Source organism: Streptomyces sp. WZ.A104, from assembly GCF_002382885.1.
Lineage (GTDB): Bacteria > Actinomycetota > Actinomycetes > Streptomycetales > Streptomycetaceae > Streptomyces.
In genome coordinates this window covers 24,678-46,944 of record NZ_NWVL01000023.1, presented here as the reverse complement: position 1 = coordinate 46,944, position 22,267 = coordinate 24,678, and the positions used below count along the sequence as shown (strand labels likewise).

Annotated in this window: 19 protein-coding genes and 3 pseudogenes; 14 read left to right on the top strand and 8 right to left on the bottom strand. The window is 71.2% G+C overall.

Annotated elements, in window-relative coordinates; genetic code table 11:
- The first annotated feature begins 52 nt into the window (after positions 1–52).
- Complete coding sequence (locus tag CIB93_RS14870) at positions 53–340, top strand: chaplin (protein WP_096627288.1); 288 nt, start codon at positions 53–55, stop codon at positions 338–340.
- A 68-nt stretch (positions 341–408) separates the two neighbouring features.
- Here CIB93_RS14870 and CIB93_RS14865 read toward each other — a convergent pair whose 3' ends face one another.
- Together CIB93_RS14865 and CIB93_RS14860 are read right to left on the bottom strand one after the other, a co-directional pair.
- Positions 409–1,272 carry a tyrosinase family protein gene (locus CIB93_RS14865; protein ID WP_096627287.1) on the bottom strand — a complete coding sequence of 288 codons (864 nt, stop codon included), beginning with the start codon at positions 1,270–1,272 and terminating at the stop codon, positions 409–411.
- Positions 1,273–1,291: 19 nt separating this feature from the next.
- Entirely contained in the window at positions 1,292–1,765 is a 474-nt protein-coding gene (locus CIB93_RS14860) for a tyrosinase family oxidase copper chaperone (RefSeq protein WP_096627286.1), read from the bottom strand.
- A gap of 236 nt (positions 1,766–2,001) precedes the next feature.
- Here CIB93_RS14860 and CIB93_RS14855 point away from each other — a divergent pair, with 236 nt between their 5' ends.
- From CIB93_RS14855 to CIB93_RS14845, 3 genes are all read left to right on the top strand, one after another.
- Positions 2,002–3,291 carry a cytochrome P450 gene (locus CIB93_RS14855; RefSeq protein WP_096627346.1) on the top strand — a complete coding sequence of 430 codons (1,290 nt, stop codon included), beginning with the start codon at positions 2,002–2,004 and terminating at the stop codon, positions 3,289–3,291.
- A 122-nt stretch (positions 3,292–3,413) separates the two neighbouring features.
- Positions 3,414–4,670, top strand: a complete 1,257-nt coding sequence (locus CIB93_RS14850; protein ID WP_096627285.1) for a glycoside hydrolase family 26 protein — start codon at positions 3,414–3,416, stop codon at positions 4,668–4,670.
- 273 nt (positions 4,671–4,943) lie between these two features.
- On the top strand, positions 4,944–7,412 hold the full coding sequence (locus CIB93_RS14845; RefSeq protein WP_096627284.1) for a SpoIIE family protein phosphatase: 2,469 nt from the start codon (positions 4,944–4,946) through the stop codon (positions 7,410–7,412).
- 73 nt (positions 7,413–7,485) lie between these two features.
- Here the strand turns inward: CIB93_RS14845 and rpsN are convergent, their stop codons facing one another.
- Positions 7,486–7,791: a 30S ribosomal protein S14 gene (gene rpsN, locus CIB93_RS14840; protein WP_096627283.1), complete on the bottom strand. Its 306-nt coding sequence runs from the start codon at positions 7,789–7,791 to the stop codon at positions 7,486–7,488.
- Complete coding sequence (gene rpmB, locus CIB93_RS14835; RefSeq protein WP_096627282.1) at positions 7,791–8,027, bottom strand: 50S ribosomal protein L28; 237 nt, start codon at positions 8,025–8,027, stop codon at positions 7,791–7,793. The genes rpsN and rpmB overlap by 1 nt, the downstream gene beginning before the upstream one ends.
- 70 nt (positions 8,028–8,097) lie before the next feature.
- Between rpmB and rpmG the strand changes: the two genes are divergently transcribed.
- From rpmG to CIB93_RS14810, 5 genes and pseudogenes are all read left to right on the top strand, one after another.
- The gene (gene rpmG / locus CIB93_RS14830) at positions 8,098–8,262 is read left to right on the top strand and encodes a 50S ribosomal protein L33 (RefSeq protein ID WP_003964410.1); all 165 of its coding nucleotides are present in this window, start codon (positions 8,098–8,100) and stop codon (positions 8,260–8,262) included.
- A 62-nt stretch (positions 8,263–8,324) separates the two neighbouring features.
- On the top strand, positions 8,325–8,579 hold the full coding sequence (locus CIB93_RS14825) for a type B 50S ribosomal protein L31 (RefSeq protein WP_096627281.1): 255 nt from the start codon (positions 8,325–8,327) through the stop codon (positions 8,577–8,579).
- Positions 8,576–9,739 carry a GTP-binding protein gene (locus tag CIB93_RS14820; protein WP_096627280.1) on the top strand — a complete coding sequence of 388 codons (1,164 nt, stop codon included), beginning with the start codon at positions 8,576–8,578 and terminating at the stop codon, positions 9,737–9,739. Before CIB93_RS14825 ends, CIB93_RS14820 begins: the two co-directional genes overlap by 4 nt.
- A 77-nt stretch (positions 9,740–9,816) precedes the next feature.
- Positions 9,817–10,053 carry a 30S ribosomal protein S18 gene (gene rpsR, locus CIB93_RS14815; protein ID WP_096627279.1) on the top strand — a complete coding sequence of 79 codons (237 nt, stop codon included), beginning with the start codon at positions 9,817–9,819 and terminating at the stop codon, positions 10,051–10,053.
- A gap of 112 nt (positions 10,054–10,165) precedes the next feature.
- Positions 10,166–11,770, top strand: a pseudogene (locus tag CIB93_RS14810) (MFS transporter); the annotation flags it as partial.
- Between the two features lie 219 nt (positions 11,771–11,989).
- Here CIB93_RS14810 and CIB93_RS14805 read toward each other — a convergent pair.
- Positions 11,990–12,433 carry a subtilase-type protease inhibitor gene (locus tag CIB93_RS14805; RefSeq protein WP_096627345.1) on the bottom strand — a complete coding sequence of 148 codons (444 nt, stop codon included), beginning with the start codon at positions 12,431–12,433 and terminating at the stop codon, positions 11,990–11,992.
- A 382-nt stretch (positions 12,434–12,815) separates the two neighbouring features.
- Between CIB93_RS14805 and CIB93_RS14800 the strand changes: the two genes are divergently transcribed.
- Genes CIB93_RS14800 through CIB93_RS14790 form a run of 3 tightly spaced genes read left to right on the top strand, consistent with a single transcriptional unit; the run spans position 12,816 to position 16,824 of the window.
- Entirely contained in the window at positions 12,816–13,691 is an 876-nt protein-coding gene (locus CIB93_RS14800) for an ABC transporter ATP-binding protein (RefSeq protein ID WP_179500116.1), read from the top strand.
- Positions 13,692–13,699: 8 nt separating this feature from the next.
- The gene (locus CIB93_RS14795) at positions 13,700–14,674 is read left to right on the top strand and encodes an iron-siderophore ABC transporter substrate-binding protein (RefSeq protein ID WP_096627277.1); all 975 of its coding nucleotides are present in this window, start codon (positions 13,700–13,702) and stop codon (positions 14,672–14,674) included.
- Positions 14,675–14,676: 2 nt separating this feature from the next.
- The gene (locus CIB93_RS14790) at positions 14,677–16,824 is read left to right on the top strand and encodes an iron ABC transporter permease (protein ID WP_096627276.1); all 2,148 of its coding nucleotides are present in this window, start codon (positions 14,677–14,679) and stop codon (positions 16,822–16,824) included.
- 141 nt (positions 16,825–16,965) lie between these two features.
- On the opposite strand, the gene CIB93_RS14785 is transcribed toward CIB93_RS14790, so the two are convergent.
- The 3 genes and pseudogenes from CIB93_RS14785 to CIB93_RS14780 all read right to left on the bottom strand — a co-directional run.
- Positions 16,966–17,631, bottom strand: a complete 666-nt coding sequence (locus tag CIB93_RS14785; RefSeq protein WP_096627275.1) for a TOPRIM nucleotidyl transferase/hydrolase domain-containing protein — start codon at positions 17,629–17,631, stop codon at positions 16,966–16,968.
- 52 nt (positions 17,632–17,683) lie between these two features.
- Positions 17,684–17,839, bottom strand: a pseudogene (locus CIB93_RS39615) (MFS transporter); the annotation flags it as partial.
- A gap of 87 nt (positions 17,840–17,926) precedes the next feature.
- Positions 17,927–18,724, bottom strand: a pseudogene (locus CIB93_RS14780) (adenosine deaminase); the annotation flags it as partial.
- A gap of 802 nt (positions 18,725–19,526) precedes the next feature.
- Here CIB93_RS14780 and CIB93_RS14775 point away from each other — a divergent pair.
- Together CIB93_RS14775 and CIB93_RS14770 are read left to right on the top strand one after the other, a co-directional pair.
- On the top strand, positions 19,527–20,717 hold the full coding sequence (locus CIB93_RS14775) for a 3-deoxy-7-phosphoheptulonate synthase (protein WP_096627274.1): 1,191 nt from the start codon (positions 19,527–19,529) through the stop codon (positions 20,715–20,717).
- Entirely contained in the window at positions 20,717–22,258 is a 1,542-nt protein-coding gene (locus CIB93_RS14770) for an MFS transporter (protein WP_096627273.1), read from the top strand. Before CIB93_RS14775 ends, CIB93_RS14770 begins: the two co-directional genes overlap by 1 nt.
- Positions 22,259–22,267 lie beyond the last annotated feature (9 nt).

The window sequence follows — 22,267 nt, the reverse complement described above, 5'->3', positions numbered from 1 at the left end:
GGTGCGGGCCTCGTGTCCGCAGCACACCCCCCTTCTTTTCAAGGAGTTCTGAATGTCTCGTATGACGAAGGTCGCCGCCGTGATGGCCGGCACCGGCGCCCTGATCGCCGGCGGCGCCGGCATGGCCTCGGCGGACGCCGGTGCGCAGAGCCTCGCCGCCGGTTCCCCCGGTGTCGGCTCGGGCAACAGCGTGCAGGTCCCGATCCACGTGCCGGTCAACCTCTGCGGCAACACGATCAACGTGATCGGTCTGCTGAACCCGGCGTTCGGCAACACCTGCGCCAACGTCTCCGGGGGTCACGACACTGGTGACAACGGGGACTACGGCTACGGCCGCTGACCCTCCCGCTGTACCCACGCGGCCGGCTCCCTCCCTGCGGAGGGGGCCGGCCGTCCCCGTGACCGGACTCAGGCGTAGCGGTAGAGCTTGCTGTGGTCGAGGAGCTGGGCGGGCGTCACGTTCCACGGGGGCATCGGGTCGTCGAGGCCGAAGACGTAGTCGCGGTCCCGGCCGGGCGACGCGGGCTTGCGGCCCGGCAGATAGGCGGAGCTCGGGTGGGCCTTGCGCCACCGGTCCCACAGCAGGTCGATGAACGCGTGGTGGAGCCAGAAGACCGGGTCCTCCGGGGAGGCGGCGCCCGCCATGGGCCCGCCGACCCACTGGTGGACGCGGTTGTGGTTGGCCACCGTGCGCACGCCCCGGATCCCCCACCCCTCGATGCGGTTGCGGAAGCCCTCGGTGCTGATGCTGTTCCAGGGCTCCGTGTCGTAGACCGGGTCCTTCAGCGCCCGCGCCACGTCGTCCTTGGTGGGCAGGGAGACCGGGTTCCTGCCGGGCCTGCCGAAGTTGCGCGTGAGGTAGTTCTCGTCGGTGACGCCGCGGCCGACACTCCAGTTGCCCGCCTCGTGGGCGAACGGGCCGGTGGTGACCCGGCGGTCGCCGGGCCTGCCGTTGCCGCCGAGGAAGTCCTCCGCCCACAGCGAGGAACTGGGTGTGTTGTCCGTGGTCCAGTCCCAGTACGGCACGCTGACTCCCGGGTCGATGCCCTGGAGCGCCTTCTCGAACTCCAGCAGGTACCGGCGGTGCCAGGGGAAGAAGGAGGCCGTCATATGGGCGGGACGGGGCCGGTTCTCGGTGTCCATGACGTAGAACTCGCGGTGCATGACGACGAAGTCGTCGTAGCGCCCCGAGCGCTTCAGTTTCAGGATCGCGTCGACGAGCCGGCGCTTCTCGGTGCGCGTGAGGTCGCGCTGGTTCTTGCGGGTGTACACCGGTGCTGGTCCTCCTGGTTCACATACGGTGCGCCGCGGGGCGCGCGAGACGGGCGGTGGGGCCGAGTTCGTCGACGGCGGCGCGGGCCGTCTCCAGCAGCGTCGGGAACGACTCGTAGTGCGTGACGTCACTCAGATAGGTGCCGTCCGCCCGTCTCATGACGTGCAGGGGCCTGCCGTCGATCCGGACCTCGGTGGCCGGTACGGCGGAGAGGGCGGCCCGGTCGCCGTCCGGGGCGGCGGCGGGGACGACGATCGGCGTGCCCCGGATCTCCCGGCCCCGGTACGTCTCGGCGAACTGTTCCACCGCGGGCCTGGCACCCTCGGGCGCCGGTCCCGGGGCCGGACGGGCGGCGGTGGAGGGCTCGCGGTCGAACAGGGGGAGCAGGGCGGCGCCGGTGCCGGTGACCACGGCGGCGGTGAACGCGCCGCGCAGGACGGCCCGGCGGGCGGGATGGTGGGCGCCGCCGGGTTTCGCGGGGGTGGGGCTCATGAGGTGACTGCCTGCCTCTCGTTAACTCGTCCGAGGTGCTGCTGATGGCGATGTTGACAACGAGGCGATGGCGAAACAGTTCTCGTGCGTGTGGCGTACGGCGCACACCACGTCCGGTCGCGTTCCGTCAAACGCGTGAGCCTGCGCGGCCATCGGCGGCAGCGGGCCGCGTCGGGCGGCCCGTCCCGGTGCCCGGGCCCGAGCATGACGTGTCGAAACCCGTGGAGGTGATGGGCATGACCGTTCCGATGCAGATGTCCGGGGACCGTGCGCCGGTCAGGCCGGACGTGGATCTGGCCGACCCGGCCTTCTGGCGGCTGCCGCGTCCCGAAAGGCTCAGGGCGTTCGCCCTGCTGCGCGGGTGCGACGCGCCCGTGCTGTTCACTCCCCGGCCCGGCACGGCCCGTACCTCCGGCAAGCCGTTCTACGCCCTGGTCCGCCATGCCGACGTCCGGGCCGCGAGCCGCACCCCGCAGATCTTCGCGAGCGCTCCGGGCGTCACCACACCCGAGCCGGCCGGATGGGCGAAGGCCCTGTTCGGGAACTCGATGGTCAACATGGACGGGGCCGAGCACGCGGCGCTGCGCCGGATCATCTCCCGGCGCTTCACCCCCCGGCTGCTCGCCGACACCGAGGAGAGCATCGGCACTCTCGCCGGGCGGCTGGTCGACGAGCTGATCGCCGAGCGCCCCCGGGACTTCATGCCGTCGGCGGCCTCGCGGCTGCCGCTGGAGGTGATCTGCGGCCTGATGGGCATCCCGGTGGCGCACCGGGCCTGGATCGCGGACCGGATCGACCAGGCGTCGGAACACGTCGGCGTGGAGCGCCGGGGCCGGGCCCGGCTGCGGATTCCCGGCCGGGGGCTGGCCTCCCTGGCGCAGATGCAGTTCCTGATGGCACGACTGGCCCGGGAGCGACGCCGGCATCCCGGGGACGACCTCGTCTCGGCGCTGGTCACCGCGGACGTCGACGGCGAGGCCCTGTCGGGTCGGCAGCTGGGCGCCTTCTTCTCGCTGCTGCTGGTGGCGGGGGTGGAGACGACCCGCAACGCCATCGCGCACGGGCTGTTCCTGCTCGACCGGCATCCGGAGCAGCGGGCTCTGCTGGCGTCGGACTTCGACCGGCACATCGGCGGCGCGGTCGACGAGATCGTCCGCTGCTCCACGCCCATCATCCAGTTCCGCAGAACGGTCACCGCCGCATACGAACTGGGCGGCCGCACGTTCCTTCCGGGAGAGAAAGTCGCACTCATCTATGCGTCGGCCAATCGCGATGAGGAGGTTTTCACCCACCCGGACCGCTTCGACATCACCCGGTCGCCCAATCCGCACCTGGGATACGGCGGTGGCGGCCCCCACCACTGCCTCGGCGCGCACCTGGCCCGGCTCGAAATGACGGCGCTGTTCCGGGAACTGCTCAGCCGACGTTCCGTCATCCGGCAGATGGACGACCCGGGACTGGTCGATTCGAATTTCGACAACCGGGTCGGTTCCCTGCCGTTCACGTTCGGCCCTACATTCACCTGAACGGCACGCCCGCAACGCCGAATACGATAAATGGACTTCTGCGAATGACAGCGGTGCACGATGATGCGACTCTCTCCCCATGAGGCCGAACCGGCCGGAATTCACCGCAGCCAGGAGGAGTAATGCCGGCAAAGCGCCGTCTTATCAGTACGTGCATCACGGCGGTGGCTCTCAGCCTCCTGGCCGGCGGCGGCATCGCGGGCCGGTCGCCGGGCACCGACTCCGTCGACGGTGCGGCTCCCGGACCTCGGGCGGCCAGGAGCGGCACGGCGCACGGTGCCTATCTGGACTACGGGCCCGCCGGGGTACGCAGGATGGCCGATCTGTCGCGCTGGCTCGGCGGCGCGGAGCTCCGGGTGGGGCACACCTATCTGCCGGGCGATCTGTGGGTGAACATCGAGGGCACCCCCGACTTCCTGGCCGCCTGGGCCGCCTGGCGGCAGGCGGACAAGGACCGGATGTTCGTCCTGAACGTACCGATGCTGGAGCGCAACGAGGACCGGGTGCCGGACGGTGAGGTCCGCAGACTGCTCCGGGCGGGTGCGGCCGGTGACTTCGACCGGCACTTCACCCGCCTCGCGGAGCGGCTGGTGGGGCTGGGGGTGCCGGACACGGTGATCGTGCTCGGCTGGGAGATGAACGGCACCACGTACACGCACCGGTGCGGACCGGACCCCGTGGCCTGGAAGGCGTACTGGGAGCGCATCGTCACGGCGATGCGCTCGGTGCCGGGCCAGCAGTTCCGTTTCGACTTCACTCCCAGCCGGGGGCGGGACGCGGTGCCGTGGACCGAGTGCTATCCGGGCGACGACGTCGTCGACATCATCGGGATGGACTCCTACGACCAGCCGCCCGGCGAGACCTTCGACGACCAGGTCAGCGATCCCTACGGGCTGCAGAAGCACGTCGACTTCGCCGCGGCGCGCGGCAAGCCGATCTCGTTCCCGGAGTGGGGGCTCTTCCGCAACGGTGACAACCCGGAGTACATGCGGCGGATGCTGGAGTGGATCGACCGGCACCAACCGCTCTACCAGACCGTCACGGACTACTGTCCGCACGGGGTCTGGCAGTGCAGGAGCAACCCGAAGTCCTCGAAGGTGTTCCGGACGATGCTGACGGAGATGGCGGCGCCCCGGCAACCAGCCCCCTCCCCCACGCCCACCCCGACTCCGACCCCGATGCCCACGCCCAGCACGGACCCGAGCCCGGACCCGACGCCTTCGCCGTCCGTGCAGCCGACCCTCCCCGTGCGGCCCACGCCGAGCCCCACGCCGCCGGAGAGCGAGACGCCGACCGACCGCAGGTGGTGCATCACCGTCCCGTTCGGCGACTGGCTGGGCCAGTGGCTCAAGGAGCGCAAGATCTGCTTCCGCTACTGACGGCGCAGGGGACCGGACCCGCGCATCGAAACGGCTCCGGCCCCCGCTGCCGGGGTCCGGAGCCGTCCACCCGCACGGGTCCAGCGCGGGGGGTGGCAAGCAAACGCTTGTCACTCCCCCAACGCGGGGACGGCCCGCTCCGTCACGCCGCCGAACGAGGGACAGCCCGAGCGGCGGGGGGACAGCCGGGCCATCGCCCCGTGAGGAGTGCGCACCGGTGCGCACTCCGGGGCGACGCGCGACCATGGAGACCTACGGATGGTGGTGAGGTGCATGTCGTCCGCCGATGAGGGCCCCCCGGTGGGACGCGGCCCGCTGCCCTCCGAGGCTGGGCAGGGGGCCGCGCAGGTGGCCGACGAGGCGGCGGCGGTGATCGCCGGGAACGGCACGGTCATCGGCTGGACCCGCGGGGCCGAGGCGCTGCTCGGCTTCCCGGCGGCAGAGGTGGTCGGCCGGTCCGCCGCCCGGCTGCTGACCGGCTCCCCGGACCCCCGGCGTACGGCGGCGGTGGCGGCCCGCTGCCGGAGCGGGGCGGGCTGGAGCGGGCTGATCGCCCTGCGCGGCCGGGACGGCCGCTCGGTCGACGTCGACGTGCGGGCCTCGGCCTCGTTCCTGATCGCCGGGCACGAGGGGTTCCTGGTTTCCGGGCGGCAGCTGACCCCGCACTGGACGATGAGCGGGTCGGTCCTGGACGACTTCCTGACCCGGTCGCCGGTCGGCATGGCCGTGCTCGACCCCGAGCTGCGGTACCTGTGGATCAACGACACCCTGGAGCGCTTCGGCGGCGTCCCCCGGGAACAGCGCCTGGGCCGCAGGCCTGGCGAAGTGCTGCCCGGGCCGCTCGCGGCACCGATCGAACGGCTGATGCGACAGGTCCTGGCGACCGGTGCGCCGATCACCGACTACGAGTACCTGGGCTGGAGCTGGGCCGATCCGCACCGCAGACGGGCCTACGCGAGCTCGTTCTTCCCGCTGGCCGACGCCCAGGACGAGCGGATCGGCATCGGCTACATGGTGCTCGATGTGACCGACCGGTGGAACGCGCGTCGGCTCCTGGCGCTCGTGAACGAGGCGGGGGCCAGTATCGGCAGCACCCTGGACGTACAGCGCACTGCCCAGGAGCTAGCGGATTTCGCGGTTCCCCGGTTCGCGGACTTCGTCTTCGTCGATCTGCTGGAGCCCGCGATCGGCGGCGACCGCCGGGGGTCGGCACCGCGGGTGACGGGCGAAGGGCGGCCGCTGATGCGGCGGGCGGGGATGAGCTCGGTGCGCGAGGGGTGTCCGGAGGCGGTCGTACGGGTCGGGGAGACGGTCGACTTCGTCCCGCCGCCGCACGATGTGCACTTCCTCGTCGACGGCGATCCGGTCCTGCTGCCGGTTCTTGATCCGGACAGCCACGCGTGGACGGTGGAGCAGCCCGCGCGGGCCGCCCGGATCCGGGAGTTCGGGCTGCACTCGCTCATCTCGGTGCCCATGCGGGCGCGCGACACGGTGCTCGGCCTGACCACCTTCATGCGGTCGCGGAACCCGGTGCCCTTCGACGAGGACGATGTGGCGCCCGCCAGGGAACTGGTCGCCCGCGCGGCGGTGTGCGTGGACAACGCCCGGCGCTACACGCGGGAGCACACTGCGGCGCTGGTGCTCCAGCAGAGCCTGCTCCCGCACACGCTGCGCGGTGGAACGGCCCTGGACGTCGCGTCCTCGTATCTTCCGGCGGACGCGAAGGACGGCGTCGGCGGAGACTGGTTCGACGTGATCCCGCTGTCCGGCGCCCGGGTCGGTCTGGTCATCGGCGATGTCGTCGGCCACGGCATCAGCGCGGCCGCGACCATGGGCCGCCTGCGCACGGCCGTACAGACGCTGGCCGACATGGACCTCGCCCCCGACGAGCTGCTGGCCCGCCTGGACGACCTGGTGCTGCGGCTGAGCGAGGAGGAGCCCGCGCAGGGCACGGCGGAGCGGGACGGTACGACGGTGGTGGGGGCGACCTGCCTGTACGCCGTCTACGACCCGGTGAGCCGGTGCTGCACGATGGCGCGGGCCGGTCATCCGCCGCCGGTGATCGTGGCGCCGGACGGTGCGGTCAGCTTCCCGGACCTGCCGTCCGGGCCGCCGCTGGGGGTCGGCGGGCTGCCGTTCGAGTCCCTGGAGGTCGAGCTGGCCGAGGGCAGCCTCCTCGGGCTCTACACCGACGGCCTCATCGAGGGGCCCGAGAAGGACATGGAGGGCGGGATGGCCCGGCTGGCCCGGGCCGTGGCCCGGCGCGATCTCCCGCTGGAGGAGCTGTGCCCGACGGTGGTCAAAGAGCTCCTGCCCGTTCCGCAGCCCGACGACATCGCTCTGCTCCTGGCCCGGACCCATGCGCTCAGCCCCGACCGTCTGGCTTCGTGGGACGTGCCCCTGGAGCCCGCGGCGGTCGGGGAGATGCGCGGCAAGGTGGCCCGCCGGCTGGAGACGTGGGGGCTCGACGACCTGTCGATGACGACGGAACTGATCGTCAGCGAACTGGTGACCAACGCGATCCGGTACGCGTCGGGGCCGGTGCGGCTGAGGCTGCTGTTCCAGTCGGCGCTGATCTGCGAGGTGTCCGACGCGAGCAACACCTCGCCCCGGCTGCGGCACGCCCGGACGACGGACGAGGGAGGGCGGGGCCTGTTCCTGGTCGCCCAGCTCGCCCATCGGTGGGGTACGCGCTACACGCCCCGGGGAAAGGTCATCTGGGCAGAGCAGCCGCTTCCCTGAGGGCGGACCGCGGCACGGTTTCGAGCCGCGCCGCCACCCGCCCCCGTACGTTCGGGGCGCGCTCAGCCCCGTATCACCAGGACGACTTGGTCACCCCGGGCAGGAATCCGGCGTGCGCCTGTTCGCGCATCCGGACCCGGGAGAGGCCGAACGTCCGCAGATACCCCCGGGGCCTGCCGTCGACGCTGTCCCGGTTGCGCACCCGCGTCGCACTGGCGTCGCGCGGCTGACGCCGCAACTCCACCAGGGCAGCTGCACGTTCGGCATCCGGAGTGCCGGGGCGGCGAATGATCTCCTTCAGCTCGGCCCGGCGGGCCGCGTACCGCTCGACGGTCGCCTTGCGCTTCTCGTTCTGCGCGATCTTGCTCTTCTTGGCCATCAGACCTTCCCTCCCCGGGCGCGGATGCGCGCGACCGCGGCTTCGACGCCGATCACATCGACCGTCCTGATCGCACGGGCACTGAGCGTCAGCCGCACATGACGCCCCTCACTGGGCAGCCAGTAGCGCTTGCGTTGGACGTTCGGGTCGAACCGGCGGGAGGTCCGGCGGTGCGAGTGGGAGATGTTGTTGCCGAATCCCGGTTTCGATCCAGTGAGTTGGCAGTGGGCGGACATGGACGTTACCTACCTCTCCTTCGACGCATCCATTATTGAAAATGGAAACCATTGCCATATAGTAGCGCCCATGGCTCGCAACGAAGTACGCCCGGTCATCAAGCTCCGCTCCACCGCGGGGACCGGCTACACCTACGTCACCCGTAAGAACCGGCGGAACGACCCCGACCGGATGGTGCTGCGCAAGTACGACCCGGTCGCCCGCCGCCATGTCGACTTCCGCGAGGAGCGCTGAGACCGGCCCGGCCCGCCCACTCCCCCGACGCACGCCCCAAGCCCAACCCCTAGGACACCCCCATGAAGCCCGGAATCCACCCCGCCTACGGTCCCGTCGTCTTCCGCGACAAGGCCGCCGACTTCGCGTTCCTGACCCGCTCGACCATGACCAGCGACCGCACGGTCGAGTGGGAGGACGGCAACACCTACCCGGTGGTCGACGTCGAGATCTCCTCCGCGAGCCACCCCTTCTACACGGGCACCGCCCGCGTCCTGGACACGGCGGGACGCGTCGAGCGCTTCGAGCGCCGGTACGGGCGGGGTGAGGCCCGGTGAGGGAGCACAGGACAAAAGGGGCGAAGCTGCCCGTCGTCATCGTCTGCGGTCTGCACTCCGAGACCCGGCACGAAGTGGTCGAGGGGCTGCTGCGGGACGTTCCGCGCAGCGTCGCCCTGCACCACGACCTGTCCACCGCCGTCGGCGGCACGGTCCGCCGCTCCCTGCGGGACTCCGGCGGCGAACTGACCTCCGGCGAGGCGGCGCTGGTGAACGACTGCGCCTGCTGCGCGCTGCGCGAGGACCTCGTCCCCGAACTCGAACGGCTGGCGGGGGACGGGCTGACGCGGCTGGCCGTCCTGGAACTCTGGGACTCCGTCGAGCCGAAGTCCATGGCCGAGGTGATCGGCGCCCACACCACCGCCGCCGAGGTGACCAACGTGGTCACCGCGATCGACCCCGCGCTCGCGCTGCCCTGCCTCACCAACGGTGACGACCTCGCCGAGGCCGGTCTCGCGGCGGCACCGGCCGATCAGCGGACCATCGGGGACACCTGGGCCCGGCAGGTGGAGTACGCACCCGTCCTCGCCGTGGCCGAAAGCCTGGAGGCCGACGACGAGGACCGCGCGCTGATCCGGCAGCTGAATCCCATGGCCCGTCAGGCAGCGGCCGGATCAGCGGAGTTGGCACGGCTCGCGTTCGCGGGATTCGATGTGGAGGCGGCCGCCGCGGGCCAGCACCCGGCCTGCGCGCTGCTTCCGCAGGAGGCGGACGAGGCCGGTGTAGGCACGCTCGTCTGGCGGCGGCACCGGCCCTTCCACCCCGAGCGCCTCTTCCACGCGCTGGAGGACCTCAGCTGCGCGGCGGCCCGCAGCCGGGGCCGGTTCTGGCTCGCGGACCGGCCCGACACCCTGCTCTCCTGGGACGCGGCGGGCGGCGCGCTCTGCGTGGAGGACACCGGCCCCTGGCTCGCCTCGCTGCCCGACGCGGCCTGGTCCATGGTGCCGCCCTACCGGCGGGCCGCCGCCGCCCTGGACTGGCACCCCGAGCACGGCGACTGCTGCCAGCACCTGGTCTTCGTCTCCCCCGGCCTCGACCGCGACGGGCTGACCGGACTCCTGGACTCCTGCCTGCTCACGGACGAGGAGTACGGATCGGGCCGGGAGACGTGGAAGAGGCTGCCCGCCGCCTTCGACGCCCTCCTCGACCCGGTCCGCTGACCCCGCCCCGTATCCACGCGGGTCCCACGACCCGTAACCCCACACCGACATCCATCACCCAGCACGAGGAAAGTCCCATGGCACGCAAGCAGGACCCCCGTAAGCCGCTCAAGGCCAGGCCCAACCCCCTGGACGCGGCCGGGATCACGTACATCGACTACAAGGACACCGATCTGCTGCGGAAGTTCATCTCCGACCGGGGGAAGATCCGCAGCCGCCGGGTCACCCGGATCAGCGCCCAGCAGCAGCGCCAGATGGCCGCGGCCATCAAGAACGCCCGCGAGATGGCGCTGCTCCCGTACTCCGGCTCCTGACCCGGACTCCGGATCGCCCTGAGTCCGGCCCGTCGCGCCCGACGCCCCCGTCGGCGCGGGCGCGTTCGCGTTCGGGATGCAGCGCGGCCCGAGGCCGTGGACCATGGGACGCATGGCCAGAGAATTCCCCCGGAAGGACGGCCCTGGTCCGGCCTCACCGGATCCGGGAGGGCCGGGCGCCCGGGGAGCGCCGCCGAACCAGGCTCTCGCCCTGGCAGCCATGCTGTTCGCCGTGTCGATGACCTTCATCGACCAGACCATCGTCGCGATCGCCGCCCCCGACATCATCGACGAACTCGGTCTCACGTCCTCGCAGATGCAATGGGTCGTCAACGCCTATCTGCTGACGCTGGCAGCCTTCTTCGCACTGGGCGGGCGGCTGTCCGACATCCTCGGGCACCGCCGGGTGATGCTCATCGGCACCCTGGTCTTCGTCATCTCCTCCGCCCTCTGCGGCGCGGTGCCCTCCGGGGACTTCGCCCAGGCCTGGCTGATCGGTTTCCGTGCCGTCCAGGGCATCGGGGCGGCGCTGATGTTCCCCGCCGCGCTGGCCGTGGTCATCGCGGTGTTCCCGGTGGACCGGCGCGGGCGGGCGCTGGCCCTGTTCTTCGGTGTCTCCGGGGCGCTCACCGCGGTGGGGCCGCTCCTCGGCGGCTGGCTCACCGGGTGGACCTGGCGGGCGATCTTCTGGGTCAACGTCCCGATCGCCCTCATCGCGGTCGTGCTGGCGCTGCTGGCCCGCATCCCGGACCGGGCCCGCCGTGAGCCGCTGGACCTGCCCGGGGCGGTACTGATCGCGATCGGCATGGGCCTGACGGTGCTGGGTCTGCAACAGGCGTCCCCCTGGGGCTGGAGCAGCTTCGCCACCTGGGCGTGCATCGCGGGCGGGCTGTTCGTGCTCGCCTTCTTCTGCTGGTTCGAGCTGCGCGCCCGCTTCCCGCTCATCAAGCTGCGGGTCTTCCGGGACCGGGCGTTCCGGGTCGACAACGCCGTGCTGTTCTTCGCCATGATGGCGTTCGTCCCGGTGTTCTTCTTCGCTTCCGTGTACGCACAGGTCTCACTCAGCGCCTCGCCGAACCAGGCGGCGCTGTATCTCCTGTACTTCTTCATCGGCTTCGGAATCGCCTCCCAGTGGGGCGGCCGCATCCTCGACAAGCGCGGTGCGCGTCCGGCGATGAAGCTCGGTACGGCGCTCGGCGCGGTCGGATTCGTCCTGTGGGCGGGGGAGCTGACGACGCTGAACACGCACGACCAGTGGCTGTACGCGGCCATGGCGGGCGCGGGCATCGGTCTGCTGCTGGCACCGGCCTCGACGGACGCGGTGAACCGGGCGATCGACGCCTCCTACGGCGAGGTCACCGGCATCACGCAGACCGTGCGGAACTTCGCCGCCAGTGTCGGCCTCGCCGTCTACGGCACCCTGCTGACGCATACGACGGTCAGCAAGGTGGACGAGACCCTACGGGGCAAGGGCGTGCCGGAGGGAGCGGCGAACGATGCCGCCGAGTCCATCGCCCAGTCGGTGACCGGCCACGCGGACTCCCGCGGGCCGTCCGGCTCGGGACCGGTGGCCGAGATGGTACGGGACTCGATGTCGGCGATCCGGATGGACTTCGCACAGGCGAACCAATGGGTGTTCTACGGGATGGCGATCGCTCTGGGTGTCGCCTTCCTGTGCTCCCTGCGCCATCCGGGAACGCGGGTGACGCCGGAGGAGGCCCTGCCCCCCCCAAGCCCTCCGGCCCAAAGTGACCGGGCCGACCGGGGCGGGTCGCTTCCCGAGCCGCGGCGGAAACGGCTGGGGCGACCTCGGGGCTCCCGGTCGTCGTGTCGGTGGGCGTGTGCGGGGCACGCCGGGCGGGGCGGGCGCCGGACGCGGTCGGGCGGTGGCGGGCGGGGCGCCCTGTCACCTCGGCGTCGGCACGCCCCTTGCGGGTCAGAACGCGAATACGGAGCTGTCGTTCACGCTGCCCGCCATCTCGCAGGCGTTGCCGTACGTGGTGTGGAACGTGACCCGCTTGCCCTCCCAGACGCCGTGGGCGGTGACGACGACCGGGTCCCACTGCCGGGTACAGATCCGGTTCGAGGGGCCTGCGGTGAGCTCGGCGAACTTCCCCTGGACGGAGGCCAGTTCCTTGCAGGCCGCGGCGGCTTCGGGGTGGGTGCCCTCGGCACGCGGGGCGCAGGTGAGCGTCACGGCCCGCTCGACGGTGGCGGTCATCGGGTCCTCGCCCCGGGCGACGGTGAGGACGAGCGCGGACGGGGCGTAGAGGCTTTCCGTGCCCGTCGGTGCGGCGTGGGCGGTGGCGGTCGCGAAGCCGCCGAGCAGCAGGGTGCTCGCCGTGAAGGTCGCGAAGATCACGTGACGATTGCGTTGCATCGGTGAAAACTCCTCTGTCGGGTGCCTGATTGCGGTCAGGAGTCTTGCGCATGCGGAAAGTAGGCGCACATCGACGGCCAGCTTCCAGCCGCAGACGTCAGTTCGAACCGACCGGATGGTCGTTCGGGCAGCTCACACGGGCCGCACACACCGTCCAGCATATGGACACCTCGAAGTGGTTCAACCAGAAACAAAGCTCTGACCTGCGACGACTCCGAAGTGGTCGGCCTTTCCGGAACCGTCGCTTCGGCCGGAAAGTGACGCCGATCGGGGGCAGTCGGGGCGCGAAGGCCACGCGAGAGAGAGCTTCGATCACACGGAGGACACGATCCTGAATCCCCTCTTGACCTGGGGAATTTAGGTTAGGCTAACCTCCCTTCTCGTGACTGCTCCCGCCCTCGACCGACAAGATCCTCCGCCGCCCAGGCCCTCCGCCGCCGACGTCGGCCTCGACGCACGCGGCATGACGATCGCGTACGACCGTGCCGATGTCGTTCACGGGGCCGATCTGCGCCTGCCTCGCGGCCGCGTCACCGCTCTCATCGGGCCGAACGGCAGTGGGAAGTCCACCCTGTTGCGGGCCGTCGCCCGGCTGCACAAGGCCCGTACCGGCACGGTGACCGTGGCGGCCGAGAACGCCGAGCCCGTCGACGCCCTCGCCCTGTCGCGCACCGACTTCGCCCGCCGCGTCACCCTTCTCGCGCAGAGCCGGACCGCCCCGGCCGGTCTCAGCGTCCGCGACGTGGTGGGATTCGGCCGGCATCCCTACCGCCACCGGCTGCGCGGCGCCGACCCGGACGGGGCGCGGCTGATCGAGCACGCGCTCACCGTCACCAACCTCGCCGACTTCGCCGACCGCGGGGTGGAGAGCCTGTCCGGCGGGCAGCTGCAACGCGTCTGGTTCGCCTGCTGCCTGGCCCAGGACACCGACGTCCTGCTCCTCGACGAACCCACGACCTATCTCGACCTGCGCTACCAGGTGGAGATCCTCGACCTCGTCCGCGATCTCGCCGACACCCACGGCGTCACCGTCGGGGTCGTCCTGCACGACCTGGACCAGGCCGCCGCCGTGGCCGACCAGGTCGTCCTCCTCTCGGCCGGACGGATCGTCGCCGCGGGCACGCCCGCCGATGTATACGACCCCGAGCGGCTCAGCGATGCCTACGGCATCCGTGTCGACGTCGAACCCGACTCCGCCACCGGCATCCCGCGCACCCGCGCGGTCGGCCGCCACCACCTCCGCCCCGAAAGGCCCTGAACACCCCCATGAAGAACCAGTACATGACGTGGCCCGTCCTCGCCGCCGCGGCCGCGCTCACCCTCACCGCCTGCGGCACCACCGAGGCGCCGAAGCAGGAATCCGCCAAGGACACCGCGGTGACGGTCACCGACTCGCGCGGCAAGAAGGTCACGCTCGACGGACCGGCCAAGCGCGTCGTCGGCACCGAGTGGAACGTCGTCGAGACGCTCGTCACGCTGGGCGTCCAGCCGGTCGGCGTGGCCGACGTCAAGGGCTACACCGCGTACGACAAGGCCGCCCCGCTCAAGGGCGACGTCAAGGACATAGGCACCCGGGGCGAGCCCAGCGTCGCCACCGTGGCCGGTCTCAAGCCCGACCTCATCGTCGCGACGACGGACCTGTCCGACTCCGCCGTCGCGCAGCTGTCCAAGGCCGCACCGGTCGTCGTGGTGCGTTCGGCCGACGCGAGCCGCCAGATCGACCAGATGATCGACAACGTCAACCTCATCGCCGAGGCCACCGGCACCGAGGAGAGGGCGAAGTCCGAGATCGACTCGTTCCGCAAGGCGGTGGCGGACGGGAAGAAGAAGCTCGCGGCGGCCGGGCTCGACGGCGAGGAGGTCGCCTTCGCCGACGGCTGGCAGGAGGGCAACCAGGTCTCCGTGCGCCCGTACGTCAAGGGCTCGCTGCTCTCCGACCTCAACACCGAACTCGGCCTGGCCGACCCGTGGAAGCTGAAGGGCGACAAGGCCTACGGCCTGGCGGCCACGGACGTCGAGGGCCTCACGAAGATCGGCGACGCGCGGTTCACGTACATCGCCAACGACGCCGACAACGGCGACCCGTTCGCCGACGGCCTCAAGGACAACGCGGTGTGGAAGTCCCTGCCGTTCGTCAAGAACGACGAGGTGCACCGACTGCCCGACGGCATCTGGATGTTCGGCGGCACGGCGTCCATGCGCGAGTACATCGACGCTCTCGTCGGCGCGCTGACCGCCTGACGATGAGCACCCGCACCACACCCGCCCCGCCCGCCCCCGTGCAGACCGGGGCGGGCGCGGCCGCTCCGGCCGGGGCTCCGTCCCCGGCCGCGACCGGCTCCCCGGCCCGCCGTGGCCGGATGTTCCTCCTCGCGCTCACCGCGCTCCTCGTGCTCGGCGCCCTCGCGGTCGTGCACCTGGGCCAGGGCACGGCCGCCGTCGACCTGCACACGCTCTGGCAGCTGGCCACCGGCTCGGCCGCCGACCGGACCGCCGACGAGCAGACGGCCGCCGTGGTCCTGGACTCCCGGCTGCCCCGGCTCGCGGCGGGGCTCCTCGTCGGCTGCACGCTCGGCGCGGCGGGCGCCGCCCTCCAGTCCGTGTCGCGCAACATGCTCGCCTCCCCCGACACGCTGGCCGTGAACGCGGGCGCGTACCTCGCGGTCGTCGCCGTCGCCGCGTTCGGCATCACGCTGCCCGCGCTCCCGGCCGGTGGCACCGCCTTCCTCGGCGGGCTGCTGGCGGCGGGCGTCGTCCTCGGCCTGTCCCGGGCGGGGGCCGGTCCCATCCGCCTGGTTCTGGCGGGTTCGGCGCTCACGCTCGCCCTGACCGGGCTGAGCGGGATGCTGCTGCTTCTGCGTTCCCAGCAGACGACCGGGCTGTTCGCCTGGGGAAACGGTTCGCTGGCGCAGATCGGTATGCAGTCCATCGACCGGCTCACGCCGGTCGCGCTGGTGGCCTTCGTCGGGCTTCTGCTGCTGGGCCGTCGGCTGGACATCCTCGCGCTCGGCGACGACGGGGCAGCCGTGGTCGGGGTCAGTCCCCGGCTCACCCGGAGCATCGCCGTGATCCTCGCCGTGCTGCTGTCGGCGGTGTCCGTGACGGTGGCGGGGCCCATCGGCTTCGTCGGCCTGTGCGCTCCGGCCGCGGTCCGGCTGCTGAGCACCCGGGTCCCGGCCCTGGTCCGGCATCACGCGTTCATCCCGGCCTCGGCGTTCGCGGGAGTCGTCGTGGTGCTCGGGGCGGACGTGGCACTGCGCGCGTTGTTCGGCGCGCAGGCTGGGGCCGAGGTGCCGACCGGCATCGTCACGACCTGCTTCGGCGCGCTCGCCCTGGTCTACCTGGCCCACCGGTCGCAGGACATGGGCACGGACGCCGGCTCGACGGCGTTCGCCCGGCTGCGCAGCCGACGGGCGTTCGTCCTCACGCTCGTGGTGACGGTCGTGGGGCTGCTGGGCGCGGTGGTGACGGCGACCCTGTTCGGCGACGCCACGCTGCTCCTGGGCGATGTGGCCAACTGGCTGGCCGGCCGGTCGGGACAGTTCGTCACGTACGTCCTCGACACCCGGGTGCCACGCGTCGCCGCCGCCCTGCTGGCAGGTGCGGCGCTGGCGGTCGCGGGAGCCGTCGTCCAGGCGGTGTCGCGCAATCCGCTCGCCGAGCCGGGGGTCCTCGGTGTCGTCAGCGGGGCGGGGGTGGGGGCCGTCACCGTGCTCACCGTCGTACCGCTGGCGAGCTTCTGGCTGATCGGCGGCTCCGCGCTGGTCGGTGCGGCGGCCGCCGCCGCGCTGGTGTTCGGTCTCGCCGCACGCCATGGTCTTGAGCAGAACCGGCTGGTGCTGATCGGTATCGGCGTCCAGTCGGGCGCGGCCGCGTTCGTGAGCCTGCTGATCGTGCTCACCGACCCGTACAACGCGACGAAGGCACTGGCCTGGCTGGGCGGTTCGACCTACGGGCGGACGTTCCCGGAGCTGGTCCCGGTGCTGGTGACGCTGGTCGCCGCACTGCCCCTGCTGGCGGTGATGCGCCGCGAACTCGACCTGATCGGCCTGGACAGCGAGACGCCCCGCCTGCTGGGCATCCGCCTCGGCGCCACCCGGCTGGGTCTGCTGAGCATCGCCGTCGTCCTGACCGCGGGAGCCGTTGCGGCGGTCGGCGTGATCGGATTCGTCGGCCTCGTCGCCCCGCACGCGGCACGGGCCCTGGTGGGCCGGCGCCATGTGCGGGTCATCCCGGTCAGCGCGTTGCTCGGCGCGCTGCTGGTGGTCGTGTCCGACACGGTCGGCCGGACGATCATCGCCCCGGCCCAGATCCCGGTCGGCCTGCTCACCGCCGTGATCGGCGCGCCGTACTTCATCTGGCTGCTGTGGCGGTCGCGGCGGGAGGGGTGAGGGCCGGGGCGATCCGGCGGCGCACGAGGAGCGGAGGGCGGTGCTCCAGCCCGAGCCGGTGGTGCGCCGCCCCGCCTCACCGCGCACTGAGGGATCGCCTGAGACGCGGGTATGGACTCCTCAGGCGCGGGTGAGGAGTCCTCAGACGCGGGTGAGGAGTCCGTCCAGCGGTTGTGGCAGGCGCTCCAGGTCCAGGGCCCCGGTCAGCGCTCTCGCGTAGTGCTCCTTGCGGCCGCCGATGGTCCCCATGAAGCGCCGCAGCTGCGCCTCGACGGACCGCTCCCGCTGGGCGGGCTGCCGTTGGAAGGTCCGGAAAGTGCGCAGGTCGCCCTGGTCGTCGATGGCCTGCTGGACGCCACCGGTGCCGAGCGCCCGGATCAGCTCGTCCTCCAGGTCGGCGTGGCAGGTGAAGAAGCCCAGCTCCGCCAGGTCGTCGGGGGTGAGCCCGGTGCCGAATCCGGTGCGCTCCAGGCCCTGGAGGAAGAAGCGCTGCTCGGCCGCGTCGCACAGACCGGCGAGCCGGAGGCCGAGCCCCTGCGGGCCGAGGGGGCGCAGGAAGCGGATGATGCTGGTGGCGCCGCCCATCGGCACGACGACGACACCCTCGGCGGCCAGGGTGCGGCCCTGGCGTTCGGCGAGTGCTTCGACCGCCGCCCGGTCGCTGACGCCTTCGACGAGCACCACGGTGCGCAGGTCCAGCTCGGCCGCCAACTCCCGTACGGTCGCGGCGGCGGGCCCGGTCGGCGCCCCCTCGCCGTCCGCCGCCCAGGCGATGACCGTCTGCCGGAAGCGCGTCGCTGTGTCCACGGGCCCAGTCTCGCACCGTGATCGGCTGGTACGGGAATGGTTTTCGAGGCCGTCAGGTGCGGGCGGGCTCCCTCCGGGCCAGGCACAGGCCGACGCCCGGGGCGAGCGCCGGCACACGGCCCGCGAAGGTCGGTCCGGCGTTCCTGAGCCCGATCCTGAGGGTCAGGGCTCCGACGCCCACCACCGGCGAGATGCCCGGACAGGCGACGCCAGGGCGGCGATGACGCCCAGGGCGTGAATGGTGAGGACGACCGTCACCATCAGCTCGGAGCAGCCGAGCTCTTCCCGGTGGAGGCATGCGTGAGACGCCGGGGTCGTCGGTGGCCAGGACCACCGGGACGCCGGGCTGCGGTAGGCGTTGAACGGATGGTCGTCGCCCGCCACGCCCAGGATCTGCTTGTTGCTGCTGAACGTAACCTCGACGGCGACACCGCGCCGGGCCATCGTCCGGGCGAGCCGCTTCCAGTCGTCCTCGTGGACCAGGTCCACACCGTGGCCGATGCGTTCGGCGCCCGCTACGAGCACGGCTTCCCGGATGTGGAAGGTGAGGTCTTCCGGCTTGACGAGGCCGGGGGTCAGCTCGCCGGCGTGCGACTTGCCGAAGGTGTCGAAGAAGTGGTCGTGGCCCGACTCGTCGGCGGGGAAGTCCTGCATGGACCAGGCTCGGATGATCCGCTGCCGGAACTCCGCGTCCGTGCGCGCGCCGACGGCCGGGCGGGTGCCCGGTCCGCAGGGCGGACGCACGGCCGTGTTCGTCGCGTCGACGCACAGGCCCTTCCGCCCGCGCGTTCGATCAGGAACTCGGTACTGGCCGCGCCCGAGAGGTGGTTGTGGAGGTCGCCGCCCTTGGGCAGCGCGGCGAAGAACGCCCGCAGCCGTGCCGGGTTGCCCCCCCCGGCGCGTCGAGTTGGGCCGCGGTCCTGCGTTCGGCCGGTGTCGTGATGCGGTCCGAGGCCCGTACGGCTGTGGGAGACGGGTCCTGGGCAGGTGCCGCACCGGCCGGGACCGCGGGAAGCAACGTGAGTAGGGCGAGGGCGCCGGTCCCGGCCGGGGCCAGGGACTTGGGACGGTGTGCCGTCCGAATCGATGAGATCGCCGCCGAATGATCGCGTCGGCAAACGCACTTTCCGCCCGGATCGCATGGATGGCGGGCAGGGTCCAGCCGGTCGAGTGCCCGACGATCACTCGGCCGCCACGGCGAGCGGGCCAGACGTTCACCCTCACCAACGGGGAACCAACCAATCGGTCTGTTTCAATGTCCGATCTGTCGGGCTGACCCAAGAAATCCGGCCACTGTTCACCCCCGGCTCCCGACGCAGACTCCCGATGGCCCGCCCGCCCGCATAGGACCGCACCTCACTTACCGCTGATCAGGATGCCCCACCGCCCCCAGTCGACCGAGGGCGGCGACAGCCGGACGAGCGATGCACGACTCCCGAGAGCCACAAAAAAACCAACCGGTATGGATGCTTTTTCGGCAGATCCCCGAGGCCGCTCAGAGGCCTCGCCAGATCGGCGACAGCATCGTTCCGACAGCATGTCGGCCGACCCCCACCCCCGTCGCCACCTGCATCAACGCCGGTAAAGGCCACGCATGGCACAGGCAAAGGAACGGGCAAGTCCGCTTCGCCGAGTCCGATTCCGGTTCACGGATAGGCCGTCCGGAAGGTCAACGGGGTGGCTGATTGACGACGGCTCCCGCCGAATCGCGGTGGACTCGTCCGAGCGCGCGTGTGTAGCTTGTGGACCGCTTGGCCGGAACTCCTTACGGCCATCGCCCCGGTAATGGAAATCGCACCCCCGACGCGAGGCGCGACCGAACGTCACCGAACGCGCCTTGATCCGTGCGTTCGGTGTGCCCTGCTGCGACCGGATAACCTGGAGCGATCGCCCTCATGAGCAGCCTGCCCCATTCCACCGCCCTGCCCGCGTTGCAGCAGCCGCCCTGGGCCGATCAAGAGGCCGTGGACGAAGTTGAGCAGCACATTGCGGAATTACCCCCGCTGACCGCCCCCGACGAGATATCAATGCTCAGAATGCGCCTCGGCGCCGTGGCACGCGGTTCGGCACTGCTCCTCCAGGGCGGCGACTGCGTGGAGCGTTTCGAGGACAGCGGCTCCGGAGCTGTCCGGCGAAAAGTCAGGCAATTACAGGACCTATCAACCCTGATGCGTGATCGCACCGGACTGCCCGTGGTGGCCGTCGGCCGCATGGCCGGGCAGTACGCCAAACCGCGCACCGAGCCCTGGGAACAGGCGCCCCACGGCGAACGCGTACAGAGCTTCCGGGGCGACGCGGTGAACAGCTTCGTGGCGGACCGACGTCTGCGCACCCCGGACCCCTGGCGGATGCTGACCGCCTACAACTGTGCCCGGCTCGTCCTCGACACCCTGCGGGAGACCTGGCGGGAAGGGCCGCACGACCGGGCAGTGTTCGCCTCGCACGAGCTTCTGCTCCTTCCGTACGAACGGGCTCTGCGGCGCGGCGGGAGATCGACGCCCCTCCTGACGTCGACCCACTTCGGCTGGGTCGGCGAGCGGACCAGGGAGCCGGGCGGCGCCCACGTCGAGCTGGTGCGCTCCGCCGGGAATCCGGTAGGGGTGAAGCTCGGGCCCGAAGCGACGCCGTGGGATGTGCTCGACCTGCTGACGCTGTTGAACCCGGACGGCATTCCCGGACGGCTGACGTTCATCACCCGTATGGGAGCCGGTCGTATATCCGAAGCGCTGCCCCCGATCGTCCGTACGGTGCGGGAAACGGGAATTCCGGTGGTCTGGCTGTGCGATCCGATGCACGGGAACACCTTCAACACTGCCGGCGGAACGAAGACTCGATCCGTTCCGGTGATTCTCCAGGAGATCAAGAAATTCACCGAAGTGGTCTCGGAGAACGGCGGATGGCCGGGTGGACTTCATCTGGAGATGACACCGGATCCGGTCACCGAATGTACACACCTATTGCCCGGACAGGACACACCAGAATTTCCCGACTATCGATCCGCTTGCGATCCCCGCCTGAATGCTCGACAAGCAGTCATGGCAGTAGAGATGTTTCTGGCCGCCCGCTCCACCAGCAGAAAAGAATAATGGGAACTCACTACCACACCGAAGCCCCCCACACCCCGCCCGCCCCCGACCGGGCCGGAGCCAGACAGTGGGCCGGACTCGCTGTCCTGATTCTCCCCGTCCTCCTGATCTCCGTGGACATGACGGTCCTCAGCTTCGCCGTGCCCCACCTCGGGGAGGATCTGAAGCCGACGTCTGTCCAGTTGCTGTGGATCGTCGACGTCTACTCTTTCGTGCTGGCCGCGTTGTTGGTCACGATGGGGTCGCTGGGGGACCGGATCGGGCGGCGCAAGCTGCTGGTGACCGGGGCAGCCGCCTTCGGACTCGCCTCCCTGGCGGCGGCGTTCGCGCCGAGCGCCGTCGCGATGATCGCGGCCCGCGCACTTCTGGGGCTCGCCGGAGCGACCCTGATGCCGTCCACGCTCTCCCTCATCCGCAACATGTTCCGCGACGATCACCAGCGCAAGATCGCGATCGCGATCTGGGCCGCCGCGCTGTCCGCGGGCTCGGCCCTGGGGCCGGTGCTGGGCGGTGCGCTGCTGGAATTCTTCTGGTGGGGCTCGCTCTTCCTCATCAATGTGCCGGTGACGCTCTTCATCGTGATCCTCGCGCCGGTGCTGATCCTGGAGTCCCGGGCGGAGGAGCCGAGCCGACTGGATCCGCTCAGTGTCGCGCTGCTGGCCGCCGCCATGTTCCCGATGGTCTACGGGATCAAGAAGCTGGCGGTGGAAGGGATCGCCCCGGTGCCGCTGCTCTGTGTCGCGGTCGGCGTGGCCCTGGGGGTGGTGTTCACTCGCAGGCAGCTCGTCCGTACGGCACCGATGCTGGATGTGCGCCTGTTCGGCATCCCCAAGTTCACCGTCGGGGTGCTGCTCAACCTGATCACGCTCTTCGCGATGATCGCGGCCCTGTTCTTCCTGACCCAGTACCTCCAGATCGTCCGGGGCATCTCGCCCCTGGAGGCAGGGCTCGTGCTGCTGCCCGGCATGGCGTGCGCGATCGCCGCCGGTTTCATCGCGGTGGCGTTCGCCCGCTGGTGGGGCGTGACCTCCGTGCTGGTGCTCGGCCTGGTGCTGATGGCCATCGGCTTCGTGCTGTTCACCCAGCTCGCCTCCGGACCCCAGGTCCCGTACGTCATCATCGCGTTCGCCCTGGTCTGTCTCGGGATGGGGCTCACCCAGAGCCTCACCAACGACGCCGTGCTGTCTGCCGCCCCCGAGGACCGGGCGGGCGCGGCCTCGGCCGTGTCGGAGACCGGGTACGAACTGGGCGCCGCCCTCGGCATCGCGATCCTCGGCAGCGTCCTCGTCTCGTCCTACCGCTCGGCGCTGGGGACCCCGCCGGGCGTCCCGGCGGACGCGCTGGCGGACGCGAGCGAAGGCGTGGCGGGAGCGGCGGGCGCCGCTGCCGAACTGGGTTCCGCTCAGGGCGAGTCGCTGCTGTCGGCCGCCCACGCGGCGTTCCTGACCGGCGTCCACACGACCAGCGCGGTCGCCGCGGTGATCCTGGTGGCCGCGGCCGCCCTGACCGCCTGGGCACTGCGGACCCGCAGGCCCGCCTGACCGACCGGG